Source organism: Levilactobacillus sp. FUA 3915 (assembly GCF_044053135.1).
In the GTDB taxonomy this organism is placed as follows: Bacteria; Bacillota; Bacilli; order Lactobacillales; family Lactobacillaceae; genus Levilactobacillus; species Levilactobacillus lanxiensis.
Genome location: NZ_CP168704.1, coordinates 2,939,214 through 2,964,310, shown reverse-complemented (window position 1 = coordinate 2,964,310; position 25,097 = coordinate 2,939,214). Strand labels below are relative to the sequence as shown.

Annotated in this window: 21 protein-coding genes; 17 read left to right on the top strand and 4 right to left on the bottom strand. The window is 51.2% G+C overall.

Going from position 1 to position 25,097, the window contains the following annotated elements; translation table 11 throughout:
- Window positions 1-66 precede the first annotated feature (66 nt).
- The 5 genes from ACEPST_RS13735 to ACEPST_RS13715 all read left to right on the top strand — a co-directional run bounded on the left by ACEPST_RS13735 (window position 67) and on the right by ACEPST_RS13715 (window position 4,061).
- Window positions 67-879 (top strand): Cof-type HAD-IIB family hydrolase, encoded by an 813-nt coding sequence (locus ACEPST_RS13735; protein ID WP_395390444.1) that lies wholly within the window; start codon window positions 67-69, stop codon window positions 877-879.
- 152 nt (window positions 880-1,031) lie between these two features.
- A complete protein-coding gene (locus tag ACEPST_RS13730; protein WP_203645286.1) occupies window positions 1,032-1,193 on the top strand; it encodes a hypothetical protein in 162 nt (53 codons plus the stop codon).
- Window positions 1,190-1,954, top strand: a complete 765-nt coding sequence (locus ACEPST_RS13725) for an FAD:protein FMN transferase (RefSeq protein ID WP_204120842.1) — start codon at window positions 1,190-1,192, stop codon at window positions 1,952-1,954. Before ACEPST_RS13730 ends, ACEPST_RS13725 begins: the two co-directional genes overlap by 4 nt.
- A 263-nt stretch (window positions 1,955-2,217) precedes the next feature.
- A complete protein-coding gene (locus ACEPST_RS13720) occupies window positions 2,218-2,877 on the top strand; it encodes a matrixin family metalloprotease (RefSeq protein WP_203645282.1) in 660 nt (219 codons plus the stop codon).
- Window positions 2,878-3,419: 542 nt separating this feature from the next.
- Entirely contained in the window at window positions 3,420-4,061 is a 642-nt protein-coding gene (locus ACEPST_RS13715; RefSeq protein ID WP_204120841.1) for a matrixin family metalloprotease, read from the top strand.
- A gap of 585 nt (window positions 4,062-4,646) precedes the next feature.
- Here ACEPST_RS13715 and adhP read toward each other — a convergent pair.
- Window positions 4,647-5,663: an alcohol dehydrogenase AdhP gene (gene adhP, locus ACEPST_RS13710; protein WP_203638775.1), complete on the bottom strand. Its 1,017-nt coding sequence runs from the start codon at window positions 5,661-5,663 to the stop codon at window positions 4,647-4,649.
- A gap of 414 nt (window positions 5,664-6,077) precedes the next feature.
- On the opposite strand from adhP, the gene ACEPST_RS13705 reads away from it, so the two are divergent.
- From ACEPST_RS13705 to ACEPST_RS13695, 3 genes are all read left to right on the top strand, one after another.
- Complete coding sequence (locus tag ACEPST_RS13705) at window positions 6,078-6,764, top strand: response regulator transcription factor (protein WP_020090053.1); 687 nt, start codon at window positions 6,078-6,080, stop codon at window positions 6,762-6,764.
- Window positions 6,761-8,404, top strand: coding sequence for a HAMP domain-containing sensor histidine kinase (locus ACEPST_RS13700; RefSeq protein ID WP_204120840.1), 1,644 nt, complete (start codon window positions 6,761-6,763; stop codon window positions 8,402-8,404). The genes ACEPST_RS13705 and ACEPST_RS13700 overlap by 4 nt, the downstream gene beginning before the upstream one ends.
- Window positions 8,405-8,570: 166 nt before the next feature.
- Window positions 8,571-8,975, top strand: coding sequence for a YxeA family protein (locus tag ACEPST_RS13695; protein WP_204120839.1), 405 nt, complete (start codon window positions 8,571-8,573; stop codon window positions 8,973-8,975).
- Between the two features lie 228 nt (window positions 8,976-9,203).
- Here ACEPST_RS13695 and yidC read toward each other — a convergent pair whose 3' ends face one another.
- Together yidC and ACEPST_RS13685 are read right to left on the bottom strand one after the other, a co-directional pair.
- The gene (gene yidC, locus ACEPST_RS13690; protein WP_204120838.1) at window positions 9,204-10,115 is read right to left on the bottom strand and encodes a membrane protein insertase YidC; all 912 of its coding nucleotides are present in this window, start codon (window positions 10,113-10,115) and stop codon (window positions 9,204-9,206) included.
- 103 nt (window positions 10,116-10,218) lie between these two features.
- A complete protein-coding gene (locus tag ACEPST_RS13685; protein WP_204120837.1) occupies window positions 10,219-10,491 on the bottom strand; it encodes an acylphosphatase in 273 nt (90 codons plus the stop codon).
- Window positions 10,492-10,669: 178 nt separating this feature from the next.
- Between ACEPST_RS13685 and ACEPST_RS13680 the strand changes: the two genes are divergently transcribed.
- The 9 genes from ACEPST_RS13680 to ACEPST_RS13640 all read left to right on the top strand — a co-directional run bounded on the left by ACEPST_RS13680 (window position 10,670) and on the right by ACEPST_RS13640 (window position 20,857).
- Window positions 10,670-11,440, top strand: coding sequence for a TrmH family RNA methyltransferase (locus ACEPST_RS13680; protein WP_204120836.1), 771 nt, complete (start codon window positions 10,670-10,672; stop codon window positions 11,438-11,440).
- Window positions 11,441-12,358: 918 nt separating this feature from the next.
- Window positions 12,359-12,856, top strand: a complete 498-nt coding sequence (locus ACEPST_RS13675; protein ID WP_203645258.1) for an HD domain-containing protein — start codon at window positions 12,359-12,361, stop codon at window positions 12,854-12,856.
- 34 nt (window positions 12,857-12,890) lie between these two features.
- A complete protein-coding gene (locus ACEPST_RS13670; RefSeq protein ID WP_203645256.1) occupies window positions 12,891-13,259 on the top strand; it encodes a winged helix-turn-helix transcriptional regulator in 369 nt (122 codons plus the stop codon).
- A gap of 345 nt (window positions 13,260-13,604) precedes the next feature.
- Complete coding sequence (gene pheS, locus ACEPST_RS13665; RefSeq protein ID WP_203638767.1) at window positions 13,605-14,651, top strand: phenylalanine--tRNA ligase subunit alpha; 1,047 nt, start codon at window positions 13,605-13,607, stop codon at window positions 14,649-14,651.
- Between the two features lie 9 nt (window positions 14,652-14,660).
- Window positions 14,661-17,069 carry a phenylalanine--tRNA ligase subunit beta gene (pheT, locus tag ACEPST_RS13660; protein ID WP_204120835.1) on the top strand — a complete coding sequence of 803 codons (2,409 nt, stop codon included), beginning with the start codon at window positions 14,661-14,663 and terminating at the stop codon, window positions 17,067-17,069.
- An 849-nt stretch (window positions 17,070-17,918) separates the two neighbouring features.
- The gene (mltG, locus tag ACEPST_RS13655) at window positions 17,919-19,052 is read left to right on the top strand and encodes an endolytic transglycosylase MltG (protein ID WP_236000745.1); all 1,134 of its coding nucleotides are present in this window, start codon (window positions 17,919-17,921) and stop codon (window positions 19,050-19,052) included.
- Window positions 19,053-19,056: 4 nt separating this feature from the next.
- On the top strand, window positions 19,057-19,740 hold the full coding sequence (udk, locus tag ACEPST_RS13650) for a uridine kinase (RefSeq protein ID WP_373300822.1): 684 nt from the start codon (window positions 19,057-19,059) through the stop codon (window positions 19,738-19,740).
- 109 nt (window positions 19,741-19,849) lie between these two features.
- The gene (greA, locus tag ACEPST_RS13645; protein WP_203645252.1) at window positions 19,850-20,326 is read left to right on the top strand and encodes a transcription elongation factor GreA; all 477 of its coding nucleotides are present in this window, start codon (window positions 19,850-19,852) and stop codon (window positions 20,324-20,326) included.
- Between the two features lie 222 nt (window positions 20,327-20,548).
- A complete protein-coding gene (locus tag ACEPST_RS13640) occupies window positions 20,549-20,857 on the top strand; it encodes a HesB/YadR/YfhF family protein (protein WP_204120834.1) in 309 nt (102 codons plus the stop codon).
- 575 nt (window positions 20,858-21,432) lie between these two features.
- Here ACEPST_RS13640 and ACEPST_RS13635 read toward each other — a convergent pair.
- Window positions 21,433-24,075, bottom strand: coding sequence for a YfhO family protein (locus tag ACEPST_RS13635; protein ID WP_395390443.1), 2,643 nt, complete (start codon window positions 24,073-24,075; stop codon window positions 21,433-21,435).
- Window positions 24,076-25,097: the final 1,022 nt, after the last annotated feature.

Here is a 25,097-nt window from a genome sequence, read left to right as displayed (position 1 = left end):
CTTTTGTGTTTTACCCGGGTGGACGCGTATAATGACTGCACACAGTTATTTTTGAGGAGTGAAATTTTGGCAATTAAATTAATCGCGACGGACCTGAATGGCACGCTGTTACATGCTGACCAGAGTTACAATCAGCCACTGATGTGCGAGGTGTTGGACGCGTTGCGCGCACGGCAGATTACCTTGGTCCTGGCTTCAGGGAATGAATACGCCCATCTGCGGGACCTCTTTGCGGACAGTTTAGCCCCTAATCTGATCATGGTCGCTGAAAATGGTGCGTCTATCTATCGGGACGGTCAACAAATTTTTGATGGTAGTTTATCAGCAACGGACGTTGACCAGTTTGTCAGCGTGGATCGGCATCAGGACTTTTTGCGGCATATCTACGTGATTCTAACCGGGGAACGAGCATCCTACACGGAACTCGGGGCCCCACAACAGCTGATTGACGCGGCCGAAGCCTACTACGATAATTTGCAACAGGTTGAGAGTTTGGCCACCGTGGATGATCGGATCAAGAAAATTAGTGTGTCGACGGCGCCAGACCAGGCGGCCGAATTGGTTGACCGACTCAACACCTACTTTGACGGCCGGTTACACGCCCATGACAGCGGCTACGGGGTCATCGATATTGTGGCGGCTAACGTGGGTAAGTTGCCGGCGATTCAATGGTTGGCGCAACAACAGGGGCTCACGGCAGCCAACATCATGGCCTTTGGCGACGGCGTGAACGACGTGCCGTTGTTACAATTTGCCGGGAGCGGCTTTGCGATGGCCAATGCCGACGCCACGATTCAGGCGGCGGCGCAACACGTGACGACCGTCGACAACGAACACGATGGCGTGTTGAAGACGATTCAGCAGGTGGTTTTGGACTGATAGCTAGTTTAATGTCGTAGTCTGGGATTTTGTCCCGGGCTATTTTTTTGCACAACGGCGCGCTTTTAGCGGTCACTTAACCTACTCGGCGTTCCCGTGACGAGTGCGGGACATTTGTGGGTATACTCGAAATAAAGAGTGAGGTGACACACATGGAACGGTTTTTACGTGGGGTGTTAACTGGTTTGCTGGTGGTGGCCGTTTTGGTGGATGGGGTGACGCTGCTCAGGGAAGCAAAATCATCGGCGACGGCGGTGACCAATGATCGGGTGCCCGTCACGCTACTGTACACGACTGGGGGGCGGGCCAAGTGAGCAAATTATTAACCATTCAAATTGACACGGGAACGGCGCCAATCGATGTCCGGTTGGTCATGCCCCGGTTTGGCTATCTGTCCGAGTCAACGTTTCAGCAATTGATCACGAATCTTTCTCGATATTTTATGCGATTGAACTTATGCTTTTCCCGCGACCGCACGGATTCGGAACTTTGTCAGTTTCAGCGCGGTGAACTGGCGCCGTCCGCGTTTAGCCCGGAATTGCAGGCGGTTTACCAGCTGGCACTCAAGGCACAGGCGGATACGGCCAACGCCTTCGATCCCTTTTACGCGGGGACGTTTGATCCGCGCGGACTCCTGAAGGGGTGGATGCTCTTTCAGGCATTTGAAACGTATTTGCGGCCGCTACTACAGGACCAAAGTCTGGTCGCGGCCGCAATCAACGGCGGGGGCGACGTGCAGATGGGCGTGACCACGCGCAGCGAGTTTGTCTGGAACGTGGGGGTCGAGTCCCCGAGCGACATGAGTCACGTCATCAAGCGGTACCGCATCAAAAATGGGGCAATGGCAACGTCGATGCGAGGCGGCAGCACGATTGGCGGGCCCATTCAGTGTCAGGAAGGTGACCCCAGCCTGAATCAAGCTACCGTGTTGGCACCAAGCCTGATTGCGGCCGATACGTTGGCAACGACGGCGGTGGCCATGGGTGAACGGGCATTTGCGGCGTTTAAACAGCAGCATCAGCTCAAAATCATGGGATTGCTGGTCACCGCCCAGGATAACTTAGTAGAATTTTAAGAAATGGTTAGCATGTGAAAAGGCCCACGGCAAGATGGCTTGTTGTGGGCTTTTGGTGTGAACTAAATTAGAGAAATTTAATACAGCGAGCTATAAATTCCTTAATAACACCGTTTACATAATGAAAAATAGATTAGAAACCTAATGTATCCCCGTCAATAGTTTAAGAAAGTCTTGGATTCCGGTCATCTTAGTCTGGATTGGTGGCGGTGTTTCGTGTTTCTCGGTAGACTGGCACTAGTCAGTTGGATAGGAGCGAGAATATGCGGAAGCTTTGGGGCCTGCTAGCAGTTTTACTCTTGGGGAGCGTCATGCTAGTCAGTGTCTGGGGAAAATTTCCTAAATTTGTTGCGATGTCAGAGATCACAGTTGCTCAGGCCACTAGTCGGCTGGGCGTTCAGTTGCCCATGGTGGGGCGCGAGGAGTCTAAGCGTGCCACGCCCGTTGAATCAATTGTTAAGCCGCAAACGTTAAGCAAGACCTATTATTACCGCTTTGGCAATGAAGTCCCGGATAAGATGGTGCGGACCTTTGAAAAGGCCGTCGCCGTCTATAATGAAACGGGCATCGTGAATTTGGTGGCGGGGGACGCCACTGCGCATCAGAACGAGATTGCCTTCTTTGCCTACAGCAAGGAGATGCCGGAAGATCAGAGCACGTACTTGGAACTGGGCAAAGGGGGTCCGGAAATTGAGGAAGTCACTGGTTTTCAGGGTTACACGGCCAACCACGCGCGGGCGGGGATGAATCTGAAATATCCGCAAAGTGTGCGGCTCTCGGTTGCCATTCATGAGATCGGTCACGCGGTCGGTTTGGATCACAGTCACAGTCACAACTCGGTCATGTATCCGATCGACCAAGGGACGACGCATTTGTCAGCGGGCGATTTAAAGACATTGCGGCACCTTTACCAGAAAGCTTAATGGTTAAAGGCATGCCTCCGGGCTGGAAATGGGCCGTGGTGCTGTGGGCGCGCGTCTGAAGCCTGAGAAGCGGTCTTCAGACTTACTTTGAGCCGCTGAGAAGCGCGTCTCAAAGATAGCAGTTGCCTAAGCGGGGAAACCGCTAAGGCAACTCCCACGGCTGAGCCCATTTTCACCAGCCCTGCGGCGACACACCTTTAGCCCGTACTGTTGAAACGTATGCGTATCAAGTTAGCTCTATACATGTAGTAGTTTCACGACCAATTCTTTGGTGGTGGGACTACTTTTTTGTTGGTTGGATTTTATTTTGAAGTAGTCCATGGACGTAAACATGGACACCCAGTAATTGCTCGATTACAGGACTAAAACGTTGGAATACCTAACAGCCCCGTCAGTACAGCGATTAGTCGCTTAATCTTAGTGATGCTGGTCAATTTTAATTGGTAGGCCGTTATTTTCTGCGCCCCAATTTGCAAAATACTCGTCAGCGAGCACCGGACTGTCTACACTAAGAACGATAGAAACTAAAGGAGGCAACAACCATGTTAAAGTGGCGGCTACTGTGGGTCGGGGTGCTGGTGAGTCTGTTATGTATCTTGTGGCCGGGGGCCTTGGCGCCCCACATCAGGTCCGTCAGTCGGTTGGATCGGTTAGTCAATCAGATGGAAGGGCCACTCCCAAGTTCCAAGCACGCGCAAACTCCGTTGAGTCTGGTGGCGGCGACGTATCCGCTGGCGCCCACGTACTATTATCATTTTGACCGACACGTGACGGCCAATATCCGGCCCATTTTCGAGGAAGCCGTGGGGGTGTTTAATCGAACGGGGCTGGTGCGTTTGGTCCCGGGGATGCCGGGGAAACGCCAAAATGGCTTAACCTTTTTCACCTATCAACGAGACACGTCCAAGCAGGCGGGGGATTTCGTTGAATTGGGTGAGGGCGGCCCGACCGTAAAACACCGTAGTGGGTGGCAAGCGTTCACCGTTAATCGGGCCAAGGCCGGCCTCAATCTGGCGCATCCGGAGCTTAGAATTCGCGTGTCTGTGGCCATTCATGAGATTGGGCATGCGCTGGGATTGGCCCATAGTGAGAGTCGTCAGTCAATCATGTATCCGCTGGACCAGCAGCATGAAACGCTGTCGGCGGCGGATTTGCGGGCACTATCCCTGCTTTATCAGGAATAACTGACTAAATCGGTGCCTCCGGGCTGGTGAAAACTGGGCCTGGTCGCGTCCGTTCCCGGCGGTGAGCTCAAGGCGCCCTGCTATGGGGCCGGTTCCAGCCTGAGAAGCGGGCTTCCGCCTCAACTTTGAGCCTAAGGTGCGGTCTCAAATATTGCCCCGTGGGCTAGGCTGGGTAAATACCCCAGCCTAGCCCACTGACACAGCCGGGCACCTTGGCTCGCCTCTGGTCACTCCCGCGACCGGCCCAGTTTTCCCAGCCCTGTGGCTAACACTGGTTTAGACCGTTGATCCGCCTTATCACTGATTGCGGCTGGTGCAGGGAGATGGAACTGATGGGTGATGACGATGGCGGGCTTGTGTTGTGTTGTGTTGTGTTGGTAAGTGCGACTGGACTGGCTAACGCAGACATTTATTAATACCGGGGGGATTATGGGCGCAGATTAGTTTCGAATTTGAGACAATTGTTGCCGATAATGACAGGGATCCTAGTTGACGGAGTGGGGACCGACCATCTAAGCCTCTCTGAAAACACAAAAAAGCCGCTCTTCACGGGAGCGGCTTTCGGAAGTATTAAAGTTTGAACCCTTATTTAGTAAAATCAACGACCATCCGGCCAACGATTTGGTTGTTCTTCATTTCGTCGATGATGTCGTTAACTTCGTCCAGACGACGAGTCTTCACGATTGGGTGAACCTTGCCTTCTGCACCGAATTGGAATGTTTCGGCTAAGTCTTGACGAGTCCCAACTAAGGAACCACGAACAGAGATACCGTCTAACACCGTCTTGGCGATGTTTAATTCCATGTCACCTTGTGGTAAGGCAACGGCAACCAGCTTACCATCTGGCTTCAAAGCGTTAACGGATTGGGTGAAGGCATCCTTGTTAACGGCCGTAACTTGGGCGTTATCGACACCGCCGACCTTAGCTTGGATTTGTTCAGCAACATCACCGTCATGCCGGTTGATCAGCACTTCGGCACCGTTAGCCTTAGCAGCAGCCAACTTGTCAGGGTTACCATCAACGGCGACCACGTGGGCACCGAAGACGTTGTGGGCGTATTGGATAGCCAGGTTACCTAAACCACCGGCACCAACAACTTCAACCCATTGGCCAGGCTTCGTTTCGCCGACCTTCAAAGCCTTGTACATGGTTACACCGGCACAAGTTAATGAAGTAGCTTCAACGGGGTCCAAGCCTTCTGGAACCTTAACGGCGTAGTTGGCATCAACGATACATTCTTCAGCCATGGCACCATCAACGGTGAACCCGGAGTTCTTAACATTACGGCAAAGTGTTTCGCGGCCGGTCAAGCAATATTCACAGTGGCCACAACCCTTGAAGAACCAGGCAACGGAAACGCGGTCGCCAATCTTCAAGTTTTCAACGTCGTCAGCAACTTGGATAACTTTACCAACACCTTCGTGCCCAATGATCCGGCCAGGTTGCTTACCGAAGTCACCGGCAGCCACGTGTAAGTCGGTGTGGCAAAGACCACAATATTCCATCTTAACTAAGGCTTCCCCATGGGTGATGGGACGAAGAGTAACATCTTTAATATCAACGTAACCGTCTACTGAATCGCGAATAACTGCTGCTTTCATGAAAACAACTCCTCTTTCTTTTTATCTACAAGAGCTAGTATACTGCAAAAGTGCTGAGTTGCAAGTGAAAATTTGCACAAAAATTATTAAGATTTAATCAAGACATTAATTAATTAGCGTTAAATCAAGGCTACAATAGAAGAATACAGTAATCAACAATGTGAAGCAAACTACTTAACCGTTTTCAAAAGCAAACTTAACTATCGAATGCAACCGGTTGTTGTTTGCAAGTGAAGGATTTTTTCCCGGTTTAGAAAGTAAAGAAATAACTAAATGTGAGAAGCGGCGTGCTTTTGCATACAATTATGAGAAAATATGATAAAATTAAATGTTGAAATGATTATCGGACGGCCGCTGGTAGTATGGGTTTGATTGCAGCGGCTGCCGTGAAATAGCCAGAGGAGTTAGAGCGCAATGAGTCGAATTTTAATTATTGAAGATGAAAAAAATCTTGCCCGCTTTGTTGAATTGGAATTAAAGCATGAAGGTTACGAAACCAACGTGCAATTTAACGGTCGGACCGGATTAGAAGCTGCACTGTCACAGGACTTCGATGTCATTTTGCTGGACCTCATGCTGCCTGAATTGAACGGGATCGAAGTTGCCCGCCGGGTACGCGAAGTGAAGAGTACGCCAATCATCATGATGACGGCGCGTGATTCCGTGATCGACCGAGTTTCCGGGTTAGACCATGGGGCCGACGACTACATCGTGAAGCCATTTGCCATTGAAGAATTACTTGCACGGGTGCGGGCGCTGTTACGGCGGATTCACCTGGAAGGCGAGCAAAAGAACACCAAGCAAACGACCGTTAAGTTCAAGGACTTGACGATTGAAAAGGAAAACCGCATCGTGCGTCGTGGCGATGAGGTCATCAACCTGACCAAGCGGGAATACGAATTGCTGTTGGCCTTAATGGAAAACATCAACGTCGTTTTGGCCCGGGACGTCCTGTTAACCAAGGTTTGGGGTTACGAGTCCGAAGTTGAAACCAACGTGGTGGACGTTTACGTGCGTTACCTGCGAAATAAAATTGATGTCGCCGGCCAGAAGAGCTACATCCAGACGGTCCGGGGGACAGGGTACGTGATGCGTTCGTGAAATCGCCAGAACTAACGGAGACGGCCACCGATCATGACGATACCCAACCGAAGAAGCCCGGTTTTCGTTTCTCCCTGAAGTGGGAGTGGGCGCTAACCACGGCCTTTGGGGTACTGGTCATCTTTGCGGTGATTGTTTTCCTTATCTTTAACAGTTTTATGACGGTTCTGATGCGCCAGGAAAAGACCCACGTGTCAGATACGTTGAACGTTGTGGTTGAGAAGTTGAATAACCAGAAACAGCCGTTGACGGGTAACCAGGTCAACCAGTTGTTGCGGCCACGGACCGTGATGTCTGAGGCCAAGAAGCCGGCTGGTGCCTATAACAATGCGGTAATCACGAGTCTTGCCCGCGACAGCCAAACGGTGACGGTCTATGATTATCAGGGCCAGCCACTGTTTGCCACGCGGAACAGTCCAATTAAATTTGCGAAGAGCAATAAGGAACGGATTGCGACGCGGGTCATCAGCGGTCATAAAAATTTGGTTGGTTCGGCACCCATTCGGGCGAAGCAGGGCAACAAGATTCTGGGATACGTGCAGGTCACCGATAATTTACGGGACTATCGCGCCACCCAGGTCAAGCTACTGCAGGTCGAAGTGGTTCTGGGGATGATGGCGGTCTTAGCCGCTGCCGTTCTAAGCTACAGCCTAGCGACCTTCCTGTTGCGACCAGTCGAGGAAATTCGGGAGACCATTCATGCCATGCGTGAGGATCCCCAGACCGATCGGCGGGTCCCAGAGCTACACCACCAAGATGAGCTGAGTGACTTGGGTAGTTTGTTTAACGACATGCTCGATACCACCCAGCGCTACATGGATCAGCAGCAGCAGTTCGTGGAAGATGTTTCCCATGAATTGCGGACGCCCGTGGCCATTATTCAGGGTCACATGGAGATGCTGGACCGGTGGGGCAAGGATGATCCGGAGGTCTTGAACGAGTCCATCAAGGCATCCTTACAGGAAACGAAACGGATGAAGAGTCTGGTCCAAGAAATGTTGGATCTGCAACGGGCCGAACAGATTGAGGTCAATTACCCCAATGAGGTTTCAGACGTCAGTGAAGTTGTTGAACAAGTCTTTGACAACTTTAAGATGATTCATCCGGATTATGTGTTTATTTTGGATAACGATGTGCATCGGCCAGTGCAAGCGCAAATCTATCGGAATCATTTGGAACAGATCCTCATCATCCTGATGGACAATGCCGTGAAGTACTCGCAGAAGCGCAAGGAAGTTCATATGAGCTACGAGAGCGACACTAGGAACCTCGAGGTGGCCGTTCAAGACTTTGGTGAGGGAATCTCCCAGGAGAACCGTGACCGTGTCTTCAACCGCTTCTACCGTGTCGACAAGGCCCGTTCGCGGACCAAGGGGGGCAATGGGTTAGGTTTAGCCATTGCCAAGCGCTTGATTGAGGCGTACCACGGGAAGATTACCATCGAGAGTGCGCTAGGTCAGGGCTCGGTCTTCCGGGTCTCCCTGCCAATCTTATCGGATGAGGATGCGCAGATTCTGACCGACAAGAAGGAACGGGTTCAAGCAGCTAACGATGAGATTCCGGGGATCAAGTCAGCGTTATTGGTTGACGATAGTCAGGCCGATAAGCCAGATGCACCGGATGCTTCAGATGAAAAATAAGCGATTTTAAAGGGACACCTTCAGTTGAAAATGCTGAGGGTGTCCTTTTTGCTGAATACAATTAGCTAGAAAAAACAACTTATGATTGACAGGCCTCGCTGGTTCAGTTATGCTATGGTAACTAGTTAGTTACTTGAGTAATTAACCAATATAGGGGGATTTTAGAATGAAATTTATCAGTAAGTTTTTTGTGCTTGTTGCTAGCATCGTCGTACTCTTAGGTGTAGGGGCCTTCCTGTTGCCAAACTTGACCAAGAATAAGCATTCCGAACTGGCCATGGCGGCGGATAATGTGAATCCGTTGGTCAAGACTGAAGACGTGTACGCTTCAACCAACGCTAAGCCCATTCGGCATTTTATCGGTGGGGGTGGTGAGGACGAGTACACTTACCACTTGGTGACCTACAATGCCCAGGGACAGTCACGGACATTGGCTTTTGATTCTCAGTGGAAGTTGAAGCCTAACAAATTTCTGAAGATCAGCACCAAGGGACAAAACGTGGAATCTTGGGGGAAGGTTGACCGGGAAACGGTGCCAAGTGGCATTCGCCAGGAACTGATGATGAGTTAAACGGGGATGCTTAAATAACGCTTTTTGTTACTAGCAAATGAAGGCAAATCCACTTTTTGAGCCGTTTCATGGGTCGTGGACCAAGTTGGTAGAATACTTAGAAATGGCATCAAAAAGCACACGTAAACGGGATAGCTAAGCATTTTGCCGATAACAACTAAATAAGGGCACAGAAAAAGGCGTCGGCTGAGAAATTCAGTCGACGCCTTTACACATTAGCCGTTATTTTTAATGATGTTGTTGTTTTCCAGCATTACGATTCCGGTTCTTTTGGCTGGTCTTTTTAGCCGTTGCTTGTTTAGCAGCCGGGGTCACAGGTTTTGCGACGACCGGTTCAACGACGGGAGCTGGCCGATCCTTCATTTTGGCTTGGATTTCTTTACGAATCCGTGGCCGGTAGAAGTTGATGATCAGCGTTTGCAGGCAGGCGAACAACCCACCGACGAAGAAGTACAGGCCTAATCCGGCTGGTGAACTCATCGTGAAGAATAAGATCATGACGGGGGACAGCAGCAGGGTGAAGCGCATCTGTTTCTTCTGTTCTTCCGGCATCCCCAGCAAGGACAGATACCCTTGCAACAGGTAGGAGAGGAAGGACAGTAAGGCTAAGATCCAGCTAGCCTTCCCCAAGGGGATGTTCAAGAAGACAGCACTCTGTAATTCTGGTGAATACCGAATGGCCGCATACAGAGCAGCGAAGACGGGCATTTGAATCAACAGCGGCAAGCAACCGATCCCACCGGTCATACTGATACCGTTGTTCCGGTAGAGGGCCATCATGGCCTGGCTGGCAGCCTGTTGTTCTTCTGGGGTCTTGGCAGCCTTTTGTTGCTTTTGCAAGGCGGTCATTTGTGGCCGGATCATTGAGATTTTTTCCTGTTGAACCGTGGCGCCGCGCATTTGCTTCACCATGACTGGTAACAGAACCATTCGCACGATCACGGTCAGGATAATAATCGCCCAACCGTAGCTGCCGCCGAAGAAGTTGGCTAACCAATTCATAACGTGTTGTCCAGGAATGGCTAGGTAATCGTAAACGAGGCCGTATGGCTTCCCGTTTTTCGTCTGCACACACCCACTAAGCACTAGTGCCATCGCAGCTAGAGCGGTGGTGACAGAGACTTTCTTGGAGATTTTCATTTTATGTTTTGAACCCCTTTTAAATTAAACATGTAGAGCGCGGACGCCCCCAGCGGCAAAATGCCGTTAACATCAAACATCTTACTTGATTTAGCGGGCATTTTCAAATAATAATCCGAAACGTCGTAAAATGTTGGGGCACACGGTCGGTAATCTTGAGCTGGCTGACCTGAATCCAGGGGGAGAGATTGGTGCGTAATTGCTGGCCAAAGTCCGCTAACACGTCGGCGTCCGCACTCGCCACGATGGCCACCTGGCCGTTGGGAAGGTTCTGCACGGTCCCGGTCACGCCGAGGTGTTGGGCAAGTTTGCTGGCCGAGTAACGAAAGCCCACGCCTTGGACGCGACCGCTGACTAAGAGTTCTTGGGTAATCATCGAAAGTCTCCTTTATTTTTTAGCTTAATCATACCGCGCGTGGTCGGACCTGCCCAGTGGTATGGTAAAATTAGAAAAAAGAAAGCATACCGGACGCGGGTCCGATGGCTCATCATAAACGGTGAGTGGTCAGACGGATTAGCGGTAAACAGGTGATCAAAGAATGGGAGTAATCAAGTTGACTGAAAAAATTACGTCGGGACAGAACAAAAAGGTCAAGCAGTGGCGGGCCTTAAACACAAAAAAAGGTCGTAAAGCAACGCAATCTTACCTATTAGAAAGTTGGCATTTGGTTCAGGAAGCCATCAAGGCCAAACATGAACTGACTGCCATTATGGGAACGGCCGACCAATTGGCCGAACACGCGGCGGAACTGCCAGCCAACGTGGCCACCTACGAGCTGACCGACAGCATTGCCCAAACGATTGGGGATACGGGTACGCCACAAGGGATTTTCGCGACGGTGCCACTTCCCAAGGATACGGTGGGTGACCCCAGCACGGCTGAGGGGGTTTGGCTATTTCTGGATTACGTTCAGGACCCTGGGAACATTGGCACGATGGTCCGCACAGCAGACGCCGCTGGCCTGACCGGTGTGGTCTTTGGGAAAGGGACCGCCAGCCGGTTCTTGCCAAAGGTGCTCCGGTCCATGCAGGGAAGTCAGTTCCACATTCAACTGGTCGAAGCCGACCTGCACGACTGGATCAGTACCTTTACCGGCCGGCACCTGCCCGTCTACGGGACGAACCTGGACCGGAATGCTAAGAGCTACCGGGACGTGCCACAGCTGACTGCTGGGGCCATTGTCATGGGTAACGAAGGGAACGGCATGGCGCCCGACCTTCAGCAAATGACGACGCGGAACCTGTACATTCCGATTAAGGGGCAGGCAGAGTCGTTGAACGTGGCGGTGGCAGCCGGCGTCGTCATGTTCCGCCTGGTCCAATAAGGGGTTGAACTTTGTCGTTGCCATCGCCTCCGGGCTGGTGAAAACTGGGCCTGGTCGCGTCCGTTCCCGGCGGCGAGCTCAAGGTGCCCTGCTGTGGGGCCGGTTCCAGCCGAAGAGCGGGCTTCCACCTCAACTTTGAGCCTGAAAAGCGGTCTCAAAGGTTGTCCCATGGGCTAGGCTGGGAAAGGACCCCAGCCAAGGCCATCGACACAGCCGGGCACCTTGGCTCGCCTCTGGTCACTCCCACGACCGGCCCAGTTTTCCCAGCCCTGCGGCTGACACGGGTTCAACCTGTGATTGTCGGCGGACATGTCGACGGGCCTTGTACAACGAATTGTAGTGTCTGGTCACGTTCTCGTATCTTGGTATTTTTACGACTGGTTTAGTTTTCTAAGCCACTATGGATGGTTCTTCTTTCGATGCACTATTGTTGTGTCTGATTAATGTTTATTAAATTGAATGGCAGTGCCTTGTTTTGAGACACTTAAACATTCTAAAAAAGATACATCTAAATCAGTTGATAAAACCAAACACCATCGTCAGGCCTGTAAAAATGGCGTGGCCAATGTCAGTGACCAGAGGTGGGCCAAGGTAGGCAGCTGTGTCGGTGCTCTAAACTGAGTGGGTTTCTCAGTTTAGAGCACGGGACGCCCTTTGAGACCGTTTTTCAGGCTCAAAGGCGAGGCGGAAGCCCGGTCCACAGGCTGGAGCCGTTCCCCACAGCAGACTACCTTGAGCCCACCGCCGGGAACGCAAATCAGGCACCCAATTTTACAGGTCTGACACAAGGGATAAAGGTAAAGAAAGGCTTAACCCGGGTGAAATCCAAGCAAGATGGTTGCAATTTGGTGAAAAGTAAGTAAGATATAGGGTTAAGAAGACTGAAAATCATAATTTTAAATGAAAAGGAAGCATTCTATGACCAAACTGACTTGGCGTGATGACCCCGAGTACCTGGCTTTAGTTTCTGATCTGTTGGCAAAGGAGCCGGTTCAACGCCTGGCGAATTACACGCAACACCATCACTCTGACCGCTTGTCCCACTGTATTTCAGTGTCGTATAACAGTTACCTGATTGCAAAGAAACTTGGCTTAAACACCCGGGCCACCGCACGGGGTGGTTTGTTACATGATTTATTTTATTATGATTGGCGCACGACGAAGTTCAATCTAGGGTCGCACGCGTTTATCCATCCACGAGTGGCTTTGCGGAACGCTGAAAAATTAACGGACCTGAGCCCCATGGAAAAGGATATTATCTTGAAGCACATGTGGGGCGCAACGCTCGCTATGCCTAAATACCGGGAAAGTGCGATTGTTTCCCTAGTAGATGATTACGAAGCCGTTCACGAATTCTGTGGGCCAGCCCGTAAGCGAGTGGAAGCCTTAATGAACAAAGTAACGCCTAACGCCTAGTTTCAGGGAAACATGGATGGGAGGCAGGATAAGGATGCAAATGATGTCATCAAAGGCGCAGGACGAACCAACGGTAGACTTTGAGCTTTGCCCGCGATTTGAACAAACCTTTTCTTTTTTAGGTAAGAAGTGGAACGGATTAATTATCGATGTCCTCCTTCATGAGGGACCGCAACGCTTCCGTGACTTAGCCCGCAACATTCCCCGTTGTAGTGATCGGGTTCTGGTGGAACGCTTGAAGGAATTGGAAACTAACGGCGTGATTGTTCGTCGCACGTTCCCCGACAACGCGTTGATCGAATACGAATTGACGGACAAGGGCGAAGAGTTCAAAGACATTATGGCCGCGGTTCACGCGTGGTCTGACAAGTGGTATTGTCCAACGGAAGCCGACCAGAAATAGTTGACAGTTGCGACAAAATCCGCTAGGCTAAGATAGCGTAATAATTAAAAACGATGATAGAAAAGCAGTAGCCGGTGCAATTTGTCAGGAAGAGTTTGCCTAGATTGGAAGCAAACTTCAAATTACTGGGTGAATTCAGTTCTTGAGTTGTAATCGGGATTCGTGGCGACACGATGAATGATTTTCCGGTGAATGACCGTTATCACTTCTGAGTGTGGCTAAGAGTCTAAACTTTTAGCTGAATCAGGGTGGTACCGCGAAGCTTCGTCCCTAGTTATGGGGGCGGGGCTTTTTTGTTTGCCCAAGAATTGTGGCGCTTTGACCAAAGAAAATGGAGGATGACGTATGTCGTTAAAGGATAAATTAAACGAACTGCACGAACGCGGTCTCGCGGAAATTAAAAAATCTGGCGATCTGAAAGACGTGAACCAGGTCCGGGTATCGTTACTGGGTAAAAAAGGCCCCATCACCGAGGTTTTACGGGGGATGCGCGACTTAGATGCTGAAGAACGGCCTAAGGTTGGGGCATTTGCCAATGAAATCCGGGATGACTTGACGGCGGCTTTAGCTAAGCGGCGTGAAGAACTGGAAAACGCGGTTTTGAATGCCAAATTGGCAAACGAAGCCATCGACGTGACCTTACCAGGGACGCCGGTTGCCAAGGGTGAACCCCACGTGATCCAACAAATCATCGACCAAATCGAAGACCTCTTCTTGGGCATGGGTTACCAAGTCCTGAGCGGTCCCGAAGTCGAAGAAGACAAGTACAACTTTGAAATGATGAACTTGCCAAAGAATCACCCAGCCCGTGACATGCAAGATACTTTCTACATCACGAAGGAAATCTTGATGCGGACACAGACCTCGCCAATGCAAGCCCGGACGCTGGAAACGCATGACTTCAGCAAGGGCCCCTTGAAGATGATCTCCCCAGGGGTGGTTTACCGGCGCGATACCGATGACCCGACCCACTCCCACCAATTCCATCAGGTGGAAGGCTTGGTTATCGACAAGCACATTACCATGGCTGACTTAAAGGGGACGTTACAAGTTCTGGCCCACGAATTATTTGGTGACAAATTTGATGTGCGGTTACGGCCCAGCTACTTCCCATTCACGGAACCTTCCGTTGAAGCCGACATTACCTGCTTTAACTGTGGCGGTAAGGGCTGCAAGGTCTGCAAGAATACGGGCTGGATCGAAGTTTTAGGTGCCGGTATGGTGCACCCGAACGTCTTGAAGATGGCGGGCGTTGATGCCGATGTTTACGGCGGCTTTGCCTTTGGGGTCGGTCCTGACCGGTTCGCCATGTTGAAGTACGGGGTGGATGACATCCGGAACTTCTACCTCAATGATGTTCGCTTCCTCAACCAATTCACGAAGAAAGGATAACCGCCAACCATGAAGATTTCATACAACTGGATTAAAGAATACCTGGATTTAAACGTTAAGCCTGCTGACTTGGCGGAAAAAATTGAACGGACGTCCGTTGAAGTAGACGGCGTTGTTAAGCCTAGCGACGGTTTAAAGAAAATCGTTGTCGGCCACGTCCTGAGCATTGAAGCTCACCCGGACTCCGATCACTTACACGTTTGCCAAGTGGACGTCGGTGAAGACGCCCCCTTACAAATCGTGTGTGGCGCGCCTAACATTGCGGAAGGTCAGATGGTCATCGTGGCCCTGCCTGGTTCACGCATTGCCGGCAACGTTAAGATCAAAAAGTCCAAGATGCGCGGCATTCCTTCTGCCGGGATGATCTGCTCCTTACAAGAAATTGGCTTCCCCGAAGCTGTTGTGCCTAAGGAATACGCGGATGGCATTTACGTGCTGCCGGCCGATGCCAAGCCTGGCGACGACGTTTACGATTACTTGGGGATGAACGACAGTCTGATCGACTTGGACGTGACGCCTAACCGGGGGGACATGTTGAGCCTGTACGGGACGTTACATGACCTGTCAGCCATCTATGACCTGCCCGTTAAGTTCGATCAACCAGCCGTTAAAGAAGCCGGTGAACCGATTGCGGACCAATTAAGCATTCACGTGGATGAGTCCTTGGCTCCCCAATACAAGATGCGCTTGGTCAAGCAAGTTAAATTAGCCCCAAGTCCCATGTGGCTGCAAATTCGTCTCTGGAACGCCGGTTACCGGCCAATCAACAACGTGGTGGATATCACCAACTACATCATGTTGAAATATGGTCAACCCCTACATGCCTTTGACTACGATAAATTTGCGGGTGAAGACGTTTACGTCCGGAACGCTAAGGCCGGCGAAAAGCTGACGACCCTGGACGAAGGCGAACACGACTTAGACGTCAACGATATTGTGATTGCTGACGACAAGGCCCCAATCGCCTTAGCCGGTGTCATGGGTGGCCTGGACACGGCCATTGCTGATGGCACGACCACGGTTGCCATCGAAGCCGCCGTGTTTGAACACGACCACATCCGTAAGGCTGCGCAACGGCATAACTTACACACGGATGCGTCACAACGCTTCGAACGTGGTGTGAACCGGACTGGCTTGCAAGACGCCTTAGACGCTGCTGCTCAGATGATGGACGAATTGGCCGGTGGGACTGTCCAAACGGGGACGGTCGTTGCTGCCGACAACGTGCCTGCACCAGCCGTAATCGACATTACCATGAGCCGCGTGAACGCTGTGTTGGGGACCGACTTGGATCAAGCCAAGGTCACCCACATTTTGGAAACGCTGGGCTGTGACGTGACTGCCGACGGTGAAAAGCTGACGGTCACGGTACCCGTTCGTCGCAACGATATTCACATTCCAGCTGACTTGCTGGAAGAAATCGCGCGGATCTACGGCTACGACGAATTGCCAGCCACGTTACCAACGGGTCGCATGACCATGGGCGAACTGACGACGTCACAGAAATTGATGCGGGCAACTCGCCACTCCTTAGAGGGCTTAGGGTTGAACCAAGCCATTTCCTACGCGTTGACGACGGAAGACAAGGCTAAGATGTTCCTGATGCAACCAAGTGAGGTCACCAAGTTGGCTTGGCCAATGAGCGTGGACCACGCCGTGTTGCGGATGAACGTCATCACCGGTCTGTTGGACGATATCGCCTACAACAGTGCCCGGAAGGTGAAGGACGTGGCCTTGTACGAACAAGGACGGGTCTTCTACCGTGAGGACGGGACGGAGCGTCCTAGCGAACAGGAACACATCGCCGGTGCCATTACCGGGACGCTGTTGCCAACCGCTTGGGATGCCCCTGCCCACCCCGTTGACTTCTACCAAGTTAAGGGAATCGTCGCAGCTTACCTCAAGGATATGGCTGTGAACGGTGACGTGACTTATGTGGCCAACACGGACATGCCAGAAATGCACCCAGGCCGGACAGCGGACATTTTAGTTCACGGTCACCGGATCGGGTTCATGGGGCAGATTCACCCAACGATTGCCAAGAAATTCAAGATTGGGGCCACTTACGTCTTCGAATTGAACCTGCAGGCCATCATTGATATGCCTAAGCAGGAAAACCAATACGACGTGATCTCACGTTACCCAGCCATCACGCGTGACGTGGCCATGCTGGTCGACAACGACGTGACCAACGACCAAATCGTTGAATTGATCGAAAAGCGGGGCGGGGCGTTCTTACAATCCGTCAAGCTGTTTGACGTTTACGATGGCGTCAAGGTGCCAAAGGGCAAGAAGTCTTTGGCTTACACGTTGACGTTCCAAGACAAGCACGAAACCTTAGTCGATGATGTCGTGACTCAGGCCTTTGAAAAGGTTGAGAAGCGGCTGCAAGACGACTTGGGCGCTGAAATTCGTTAATGATTTCATGAAACGCGCTAGCTCTCCTTCGGGATGGCTAGCGCGTTTTTTTTGCGCGGTCAAACTGGTTGTTTGTGCCTCCGGGCTGGTGAAAACCGGGCCTGGTCGCGTCCGTTCCCGGCGGCGCGCTCAAGATGCCCTGCTGTGGGGCCGGTTCCAGCCAAAGGGCGGGCTTCCACCTCAACTTTGAGCCTGAGGGGCGGTCTCAAAGGTTGTCCCATGGGCTAGGCTGGGAAAGGACCCCAGCCAAGGCCATCGACACAGCCGGGCATCTTGGCGCGCCTCTGGTCACTCCCACGACCGGCCCAGCTTTCCCAGCCCTGCGGCTGACACTAGTTGGGGCCAAAAAAGATGCGCTGCTGGTTTGGGTGGATTGTGAGGACGTTGAAGTGGGGGCGTCGGTTTGATTTTATGTTTGAATTGATTGTTAGATAGTTAGATTGTTAGGTCATTTGACAGGTTCTTCGCTTTTAGATTCGGAAACATACGTCCTCTGAAACGTGCTCCGCAAGCCAGACTCCTGCGCTTAACCCGGACTAAGCAATGACCCAAGCCCGGGGCAACGTCACTGATTCAGACTGATTTAGGTCGTTTGACAGGTTCTTCGCTTTTAGATTCGGAAACTTGCGACCTCTGAAACGTGCTCCGCGAGCCAGACTCCTGCGCTTAACCCCGACTAAGTAATGACCCAAGCCCGGGGTCATCACTTAGTCGACGTTAATGCTCAGAGTCTAAGCGCCTCGCTCCGCACTCTTTGTTACATTTCTTCAAAATCTGCTTTTCAGGTTTCCGCTGGGCCGGAATTTCTGTATAATAGAGAAGACTATGGCATAGAACGGAGGAAATAAGTTGGATAATGGCACAAATCCTACCCCGTCGCGACAAGAATCGGGGAAGAAACGGTCGTTTGGCCGGCGTATCATGATCGGCGTGGCAAGTCTGCTAGTGCTTTTGGCAGTCGTCATTGGGTTCTTTGGCTATCATTACTTCCAGACGGCTTTGAAACCCATGGACACTAGCAATAACAATGTGGTTCAGGTTCACGTGCCGATGGGGGCAACGTCCAATAAGATTGGGCAGATCCTGCAAGACAAAAAAGTGGTTAAGAGCGGTATGGTCTTTAACTACTACGTGAAATCGAATAAGTTTACGAATTTCCAGGCTGGGTATTACCAGTTGAAACCGTCCATGACCCTGAAGCAAATTGCGACGCAGTTACAGAAGGGTGGTTCGGCGGAACCAATTCAGAGTACGTCTGGGAAGGTGCTAGTTCGTGAAGGCGAAACGGTCGACCAGATTGCGGCTGAGATTCCGATTCAGACGGATTTCACCAAAAAAGAATTTATGAATTTGATGCAGAGCCCAACGTTCTTCAATGAATTAGCGGCGAAATATCCGCAACTTCTGAGCTCCGCCAAGTCGGCCAAAAAGGTGCGGTACCGGTTAGAGGGTTATTTAGCCCCCGCAACCTATCAAGCCGGCAAGAAGATGACCCTGAAACAATTGGTGACCGAAATGGTTGCGAAGACGGATCAGAACCTGCAAGGTAGTTACGCCACCATCAAGAAGGAAAAACGCACGGTGCAAGAAACCTTGACGTTAGCCTCCTTGGTTGAACGCGAAGGGGTCACACAGTCCGACCGGGACAAGATTGCCGGGGTCTTCCTCAACCGTATCAAGGCGGGGATGGCCTTACAATCTGACATTTCCGTGCAATATGCCTTGAAGACCACGAAGTCGACGCTGACTTACAAGGACCTGAAGGTGAAGTCACCGTATAACCTGTACATTCACACGGGTTACGGGCCAGGGCCATTTGCAAACCCTAGCACGTCATCGATCAAAGCAGTCTTACACCCGAAGGACCAGAAGAAGGGGTACTACTACTTCATCGCGAATACCAAGACGGGGAAGGTTTACTTCTCCCAGACTTATGCACAGCATCAAGAAAAGACAAGTTCACTAGCAAGCGATAATAAATAAAAGGATGGCGACAGTGTTGGCAAACAAGAAACGACCGATTATCATTGGGGTTACCGGGGGTTCCGGTAGTGGCAAAACGACCGTAAGTCGGGCAATTTTCAATCAATTGATTGGGCATTCAATCATGATTTTGCAACAAGATTCGTACTACAACAATCAAGATGACATGACGATGGAAGAGCGGGCTGCCGTGAACTACGACCACCCCTTAGCCTTCGACACCGACCTCTTGATTTCACAATTGAAGCAATTGTTGAACTACGAACCCATTGAGAAGCCCGTTTACGACTACACGTTGTCCACGCGGAGCAAGGAAACGATTCACCAGGAACCACGGGACGTCATCATCTTGGAAGGGATTTTAATCCTCGATGACGAACGGCTGCGGGACCTGATGGACATCAAGGTCTTCGTTGATACGGACGATGACATTCGGATCATTCGTCGTATCCAACGGGATATGAACGAACGGGGCCGGTCACTGGAATCAGTTATCCAACAATACTTGGCAACGGTTAAGCCAACTTACCATCAATTCGTTGAACCAACCAAGCGTTACGCCGACCTGATTGTGCCTGAAGGTGGCGAGAACCAAGTCGCTATCGACCTGTTAGTCACGAAGATTCGGGCAATCCTCGAAGCGAGTGGCAATGACCAAGTTTTTGACAATCCAGATACAACCATATAGAATAGGACAGGTTAGCTGGTAAAAACGGCTAACCTTTTCTATCAATCAAAATAAACTTCAACTTGTGGGTGAACCGCAAGACTATAATTTGCTAAAAGGGGTGGCCAGTGTGGCACAAGATAAAATGTATCCAATGACTGAGGAAGGTAAGGAAAAACTCCAAGCCGAACTCGAAGACTTAAAGATGGTTCAACGGCCGAAAGTTATTGACCGGATTAAAATTGCGCGTTCTTACGGAGACCTTTCAGAAAACTCTGAATACGAGTCAGCCAAGGACGAACAAAGTATGCTAGAAACGCGGGTCAGCACCGTTGAACGCATGCTGCAATACGCCCAAATCATCGACAACGATGGTAGCGACAAGGATGAAATCACCGTGGGTAAAAAGGTGACCTTCAAGGAATTACCTGATGAAGAACCCGAAGAATACACCATCGTGGGTGCCGCTGAAGCTGACCCCATGTCTGGGAAAATCTCCAATGACTCACCGATCGCTAAGGGCCTGTTAGGCCACCGGAACGGGGAAAAAGTTACTTTCGATACCCCAGGTGGCGACATGACCGTTCAGATTCTGGCAGTCGAATAAGAAAAAAGTTTTCGCGACTTTTTCAAATAGTTCTGAAATTTAAAGGGTGCCTCGACCACGGTCGGGACGCCTTTTTGCTTACTTTTAAGCAGTTAGATTGAAGACTACAATTTAATTGTGTATAATGCAGTTAGTGAAAGGATACTTGCCAAGAACCCGCTTGGCGTGGTATAAATGGTTATGAAAACGGATTCACAGTCTGTCAAAGAGGAGTCTATCAAAATGAAAATTAATGTGACTGATGCAGCAAGCAAATGGTTCCGTGAAGGCATGGGGATGACTGGCCATGGCGTTCGCTTCTTTGGTAAAGTTTACGGCAAGACGCCCGTTCACGAAGGCTTTTCACTCGGCATGACCCCAGACGATCATCCCCGCCACCCAATTGTTGCGGAAAAGAAGGACGATGTGACCTATTACATCACTGAAGGGGACCAATGGTTCTTCGTCGGTTATGATTTGACCATCGATTACGATGCCAAGACAGATGGCCCCGTATACATCTACGACGACAATGGTGAACTTGATAAGTAAGTCGCTAACAAATTCGTTTGACCAACTTAAGGTCAGGCGGATTTTTTCGTTTGCGGGTAAATTGTGAGAGCCGGATAAATAGACAGAAAAATACCCCCGATTAAGTCGCTAGGACTTGGTCGGGGGTATTTGGCATAAGCAGTAGCCATCGGGCAACTCGTTGGACTAAGCCATTATGAGTCGCAGGGGTGGTGAAGAGGATAAAAATCAACTGTAACGACGCCATATAGAAAACGTCCATGGTTTAGTCACTGGGACTGAATCATGGACGTTTAAATGAGGTGTTTGAGCGTGGATAATTAGTTCTGATGATTAGTCAGAGGTGCTTTACCTAATCAGTGTGAAGCCAATTAATCAAGCAATCCGTTGGGGTTAAGCAAGTGTGAGCCGCAGGACTGGTGAAAATGGGCTCAGCCGTGGGAGTTGCCTTAGCGGTTTACCGCTTAGACAACTGCTATCTTTGAGACGTGGGTTTCGGCTCAAAGTAAGTCTGAAGACCGTTTCTCAGGCTTCAGACGTGCGCCCACAGCGTCACGGCCCATTTTCACTAGTCCGGAGGCGTCCGAAAGACTAGCTTAACCGCGACGACGGTGGGTGAGGTACCAGCCGCCTGTCAGCCCCAGCAACGTCACCAGACTAACCAGCAACCCGGCATTCAACAACGGTGGCCAGTAGGACAGTGTCACGGTGCTCTGCCCCTTAGGCAGCTTAACGGCGGTGAACATGCCGACCGTCTTGTACGTCTTGACGCGCTTGCCGCTAACGGTGGCGTGCCAACCGGTGGAGTACGGCACAGAGGTGTTCAGGACCTGACCGGCCGTCTTAGTCGTGATGGTGCCACGGAAATAGCGACTGCTGTGTTTCGTTAGGTGCCAGGGTTGCGTCTTCAGCTGCGTGACGGCGCGTTGGAACTTCGCCGTATTCAGTTGATACAGCGTGAAGTTATCCAGCCATAATGAGCCCTTCTTCAGCTGAATCGTCAACGTTTGTTTCTTGCCCTTGGCGTGGTCGGCGGCACTGACCATGATGGTGTTTCGGTAGGTCTTGTACTGATCCAGCGTCTTACCATTCAGGATGAACGTCGCGTTATCCGAGTTGACCGTGGAGCCAAACGTCAGGTAGTACGCGTCGTTAGTGGTTGGGGTAAACGTCAGCGTAATTTTCGCCGGCTTCAATAGGTTTTTCCGTTGTAAAACGGCGCCGGTAATCTTCGACTGTTGGGCGATGTTTTGGAACGTCACTTGGTCAAAATTTTCCGCCGTGTACAGGTGTTGGTCCGTGGCTTTGCCGGTCAACGCTGCCAGCCAGTTAGACTGGTACTGTGCCGGGTCGGCCGTCTTATTCTTCAACGTTAAAATCTGTTGATTGGCGGCGTAGCCCAATGGCAGGGCATACTGATTCCGATAGGTCGTGGCCCATTGGTCTTGACCCACGGCCTGGTAATCCGCCAGGTCGGCCTTGTTGGTGGACGCCGGTAACATGCTGGTCCCACTCAAAGCGCCGGACAATTGTTTTTGCTGGAAGTAGTATTTCATGTTCAATAGGGAATCGGTGACCAGCGTCCCGTTGCTGTACTCAACGAAGCCATCGCCATCCGGACTTCCAATGTTGCCGTAGAAGGTCGGCGTGGCTTTTGGCAGGACGGATGAGAAGACACCCCCGCCGGCATAACCCGTTTGAAAGGCATCACCCTTGGTCCGCAGGAAGGTCTTGCCGATACGGTAGACGCCCTGATCTTTCTTCTGCACGCGGTTGACCAATCGCTGGAGCTCGTTGGTGTAGTTGCCGTATTCGCCTTGAGAGACGTAGCTAATGTTATTTAACGACATGAAGGCGTTGGCCGAGACCTCGGTTATCCCGATGACGAAAAAGGCCAGCGGGTAGATCCAGTGGTGCTTGACGGGTAGCGTCGTTAGGCCTAGGGCCAAGACGGCAAAGAACAGGCCGAGGAGCACTTGATTCATTTGTAAGAACTTAAAGGACTTGAGGTTCAAGGCCACGTAGGCGGTGCCGGCCACGATAATCAGTGTGGCGACGGCAATGGCTAACCAGCCGGGTTCGAAATCGTCTGTCAGCGTTTGCGCGGCCAACCAAATCAGCCAGAAACTGACGACAAATGAGAAGCGGTACGGGTACCAAACGGGGAACTGGCCCGCGTGCCACAATAGGTCGAGGGGCTGAACACAGAGGGACAGTGCCAAGAAGAGGGTGATGATGCCGGCGGTAATCCGGCTGCGCAGCTTGATACGTTTGTCCGCGAAGAAGAAAATACTTCCGAGTAAGGCCAGCGCGCCGATGAAGAGGTTGGCGGTCCCATCTGGCATTTGGTCAAAGTTGAAGGCACCCATGAAGAACTTGGCAATCATCTTCGGTGGGAAAAATTCGAACTTCCACTTAAAGGTCGTGACCGTGTACTGGGCCTTGCTTTGCGACAGGGACCACCAGGTTGGCAGCAACACGAATGCCGCCAACAGGCCACTCACAGCGGAGGTTAACGCAAACTTAACGGTTTGACCCCAGAAGTGTCGCCAGTTGGTAAAGTGGTCAACGGCAAACCAAACGAATGCCAAAATCAAGAAGAGACAGATCATGTAGGCCATGTAGTAGTTCACGACCAGCATGAGGGTTAACCAGACCACGTAGGTGCGCCACTTGCCGGTGTGCATCAACAGATACAGGCCGTAGAAAATCAGTGGCAACAGGTACGCCGCATCTAGCCACATGATGTTGAGTTGGTTGGCGATCGACCAGCCCATCAAGGCGTAGGCGGTGGCCAACGTCACCAGTTTAAAACCGGATTGGTTGGTCGTCTTGAGCAGTAACCAGCCGAAGGTCAGGCCGGCCAGCCCGTATTTGATCACGGTCAGGAGGAAGACCCCAGTCGTGAGCGAGGCGCCGGGACACAGCAGTAACAGCCAGTTCAGCGGACTGAGCAGGTAGTACGACCAGGTCCCCAGCATTTCGCCACCTAAGCCGTTCGCAAAGGAGTAGAAAATGCTGCTAGGATCGTGCAACAGGGCCCGCCGCAGATAGGCAAAGAAGTCGATGTACTGCTGACCCAGGTCGACCGTTAAGAGACTACTCGAGCCAAATGGAGCCATCTGACGGTAGATAAAATAGGCCGTCATTAATAAAAAGGGCGTTAAGAACGCACCCAAAAGTGTGGATTGACGTTGTGTAAGCGACCAACGTCGTTTTTTTTCTTGCAAGGAAGCCACCTCAATCTTTCAATAATTTAAAAGCAAGTTCGTTAGTGTTGCGGCGTGAATCCGGAGACCCAGCCTAAGGGCGAAGCTGGCGTGGCGGTCAGCCTAACGGGGTTGTTAGGTGACGCGACCACGCGTGGTCAAAGATTGACCAGTTCTTATCATACTATACTGGGCCAGCTGTGCGGCCGGATTGTCATATTTTTAAAGATATTTCAGAACTCAACTAAAATACTAGTTATGAGTTAAACGGACGTTGTTTTCGCTTCCGGGATGGTGAAAATGGGATTGGAACGCGGTGGCGTTCGTTCCCGGCGGTGGTCTCAAGACGCCCTGCTGTGGGGCCGGTTCCAGCCAAAAAGCGGGCTTCCACCTCAACTTTGAGCCTGAGAACCGGTCGCAAAGGTTGTCCCATGGGCTAAGTTGCGAACAAATCACGCAACCAAGACCATCGACACAGCTGGGCGTCTTGGCCCACCTCTGGTCACTGACACAAACGTTTCATTTTCACCATCCCGGAAGCTGCCGCACGTTTAGCCCACAGGCGGTGCTAGAGTTGCGTACTGATTCTTATGTATTAACTGGTTAACGACAGACTGAGGATGTTGTGCCGCGATTAGCTAAGTGAGTTTGTGTCTGGATTGCTCGGTTTAATGATGCTTCGATTCCATTGACCTGTTTGCACATACTTATTTTGACGAGTGGGCAATGGGTTATCGGGAATGTGGCTATGCAAAATCCTTTGGGAGTGATTACGTCCGGCATAAATAAAATATGGCCAATCCCCATCGATAGAATATTTAAGGAAAATGTGAGTGACCAGAGGCGGGCCAAGGTGTCCAGCTGTGTCGGTGGACTTGGCTGGGGTACTTTCCCAGCCTAGCCCACGGGACGACCTTTGTGACCGCACCTCAGGCACAAAGTCGAGGTGGAAGCCCGACCCTCAGGCTGGAACCGGCCCCATAGCAGGGCACCTTGAGCCCGCCGCCGGGAACGGGCAGTCCAAACACAATTTGCACTTAAATATTTTGAAG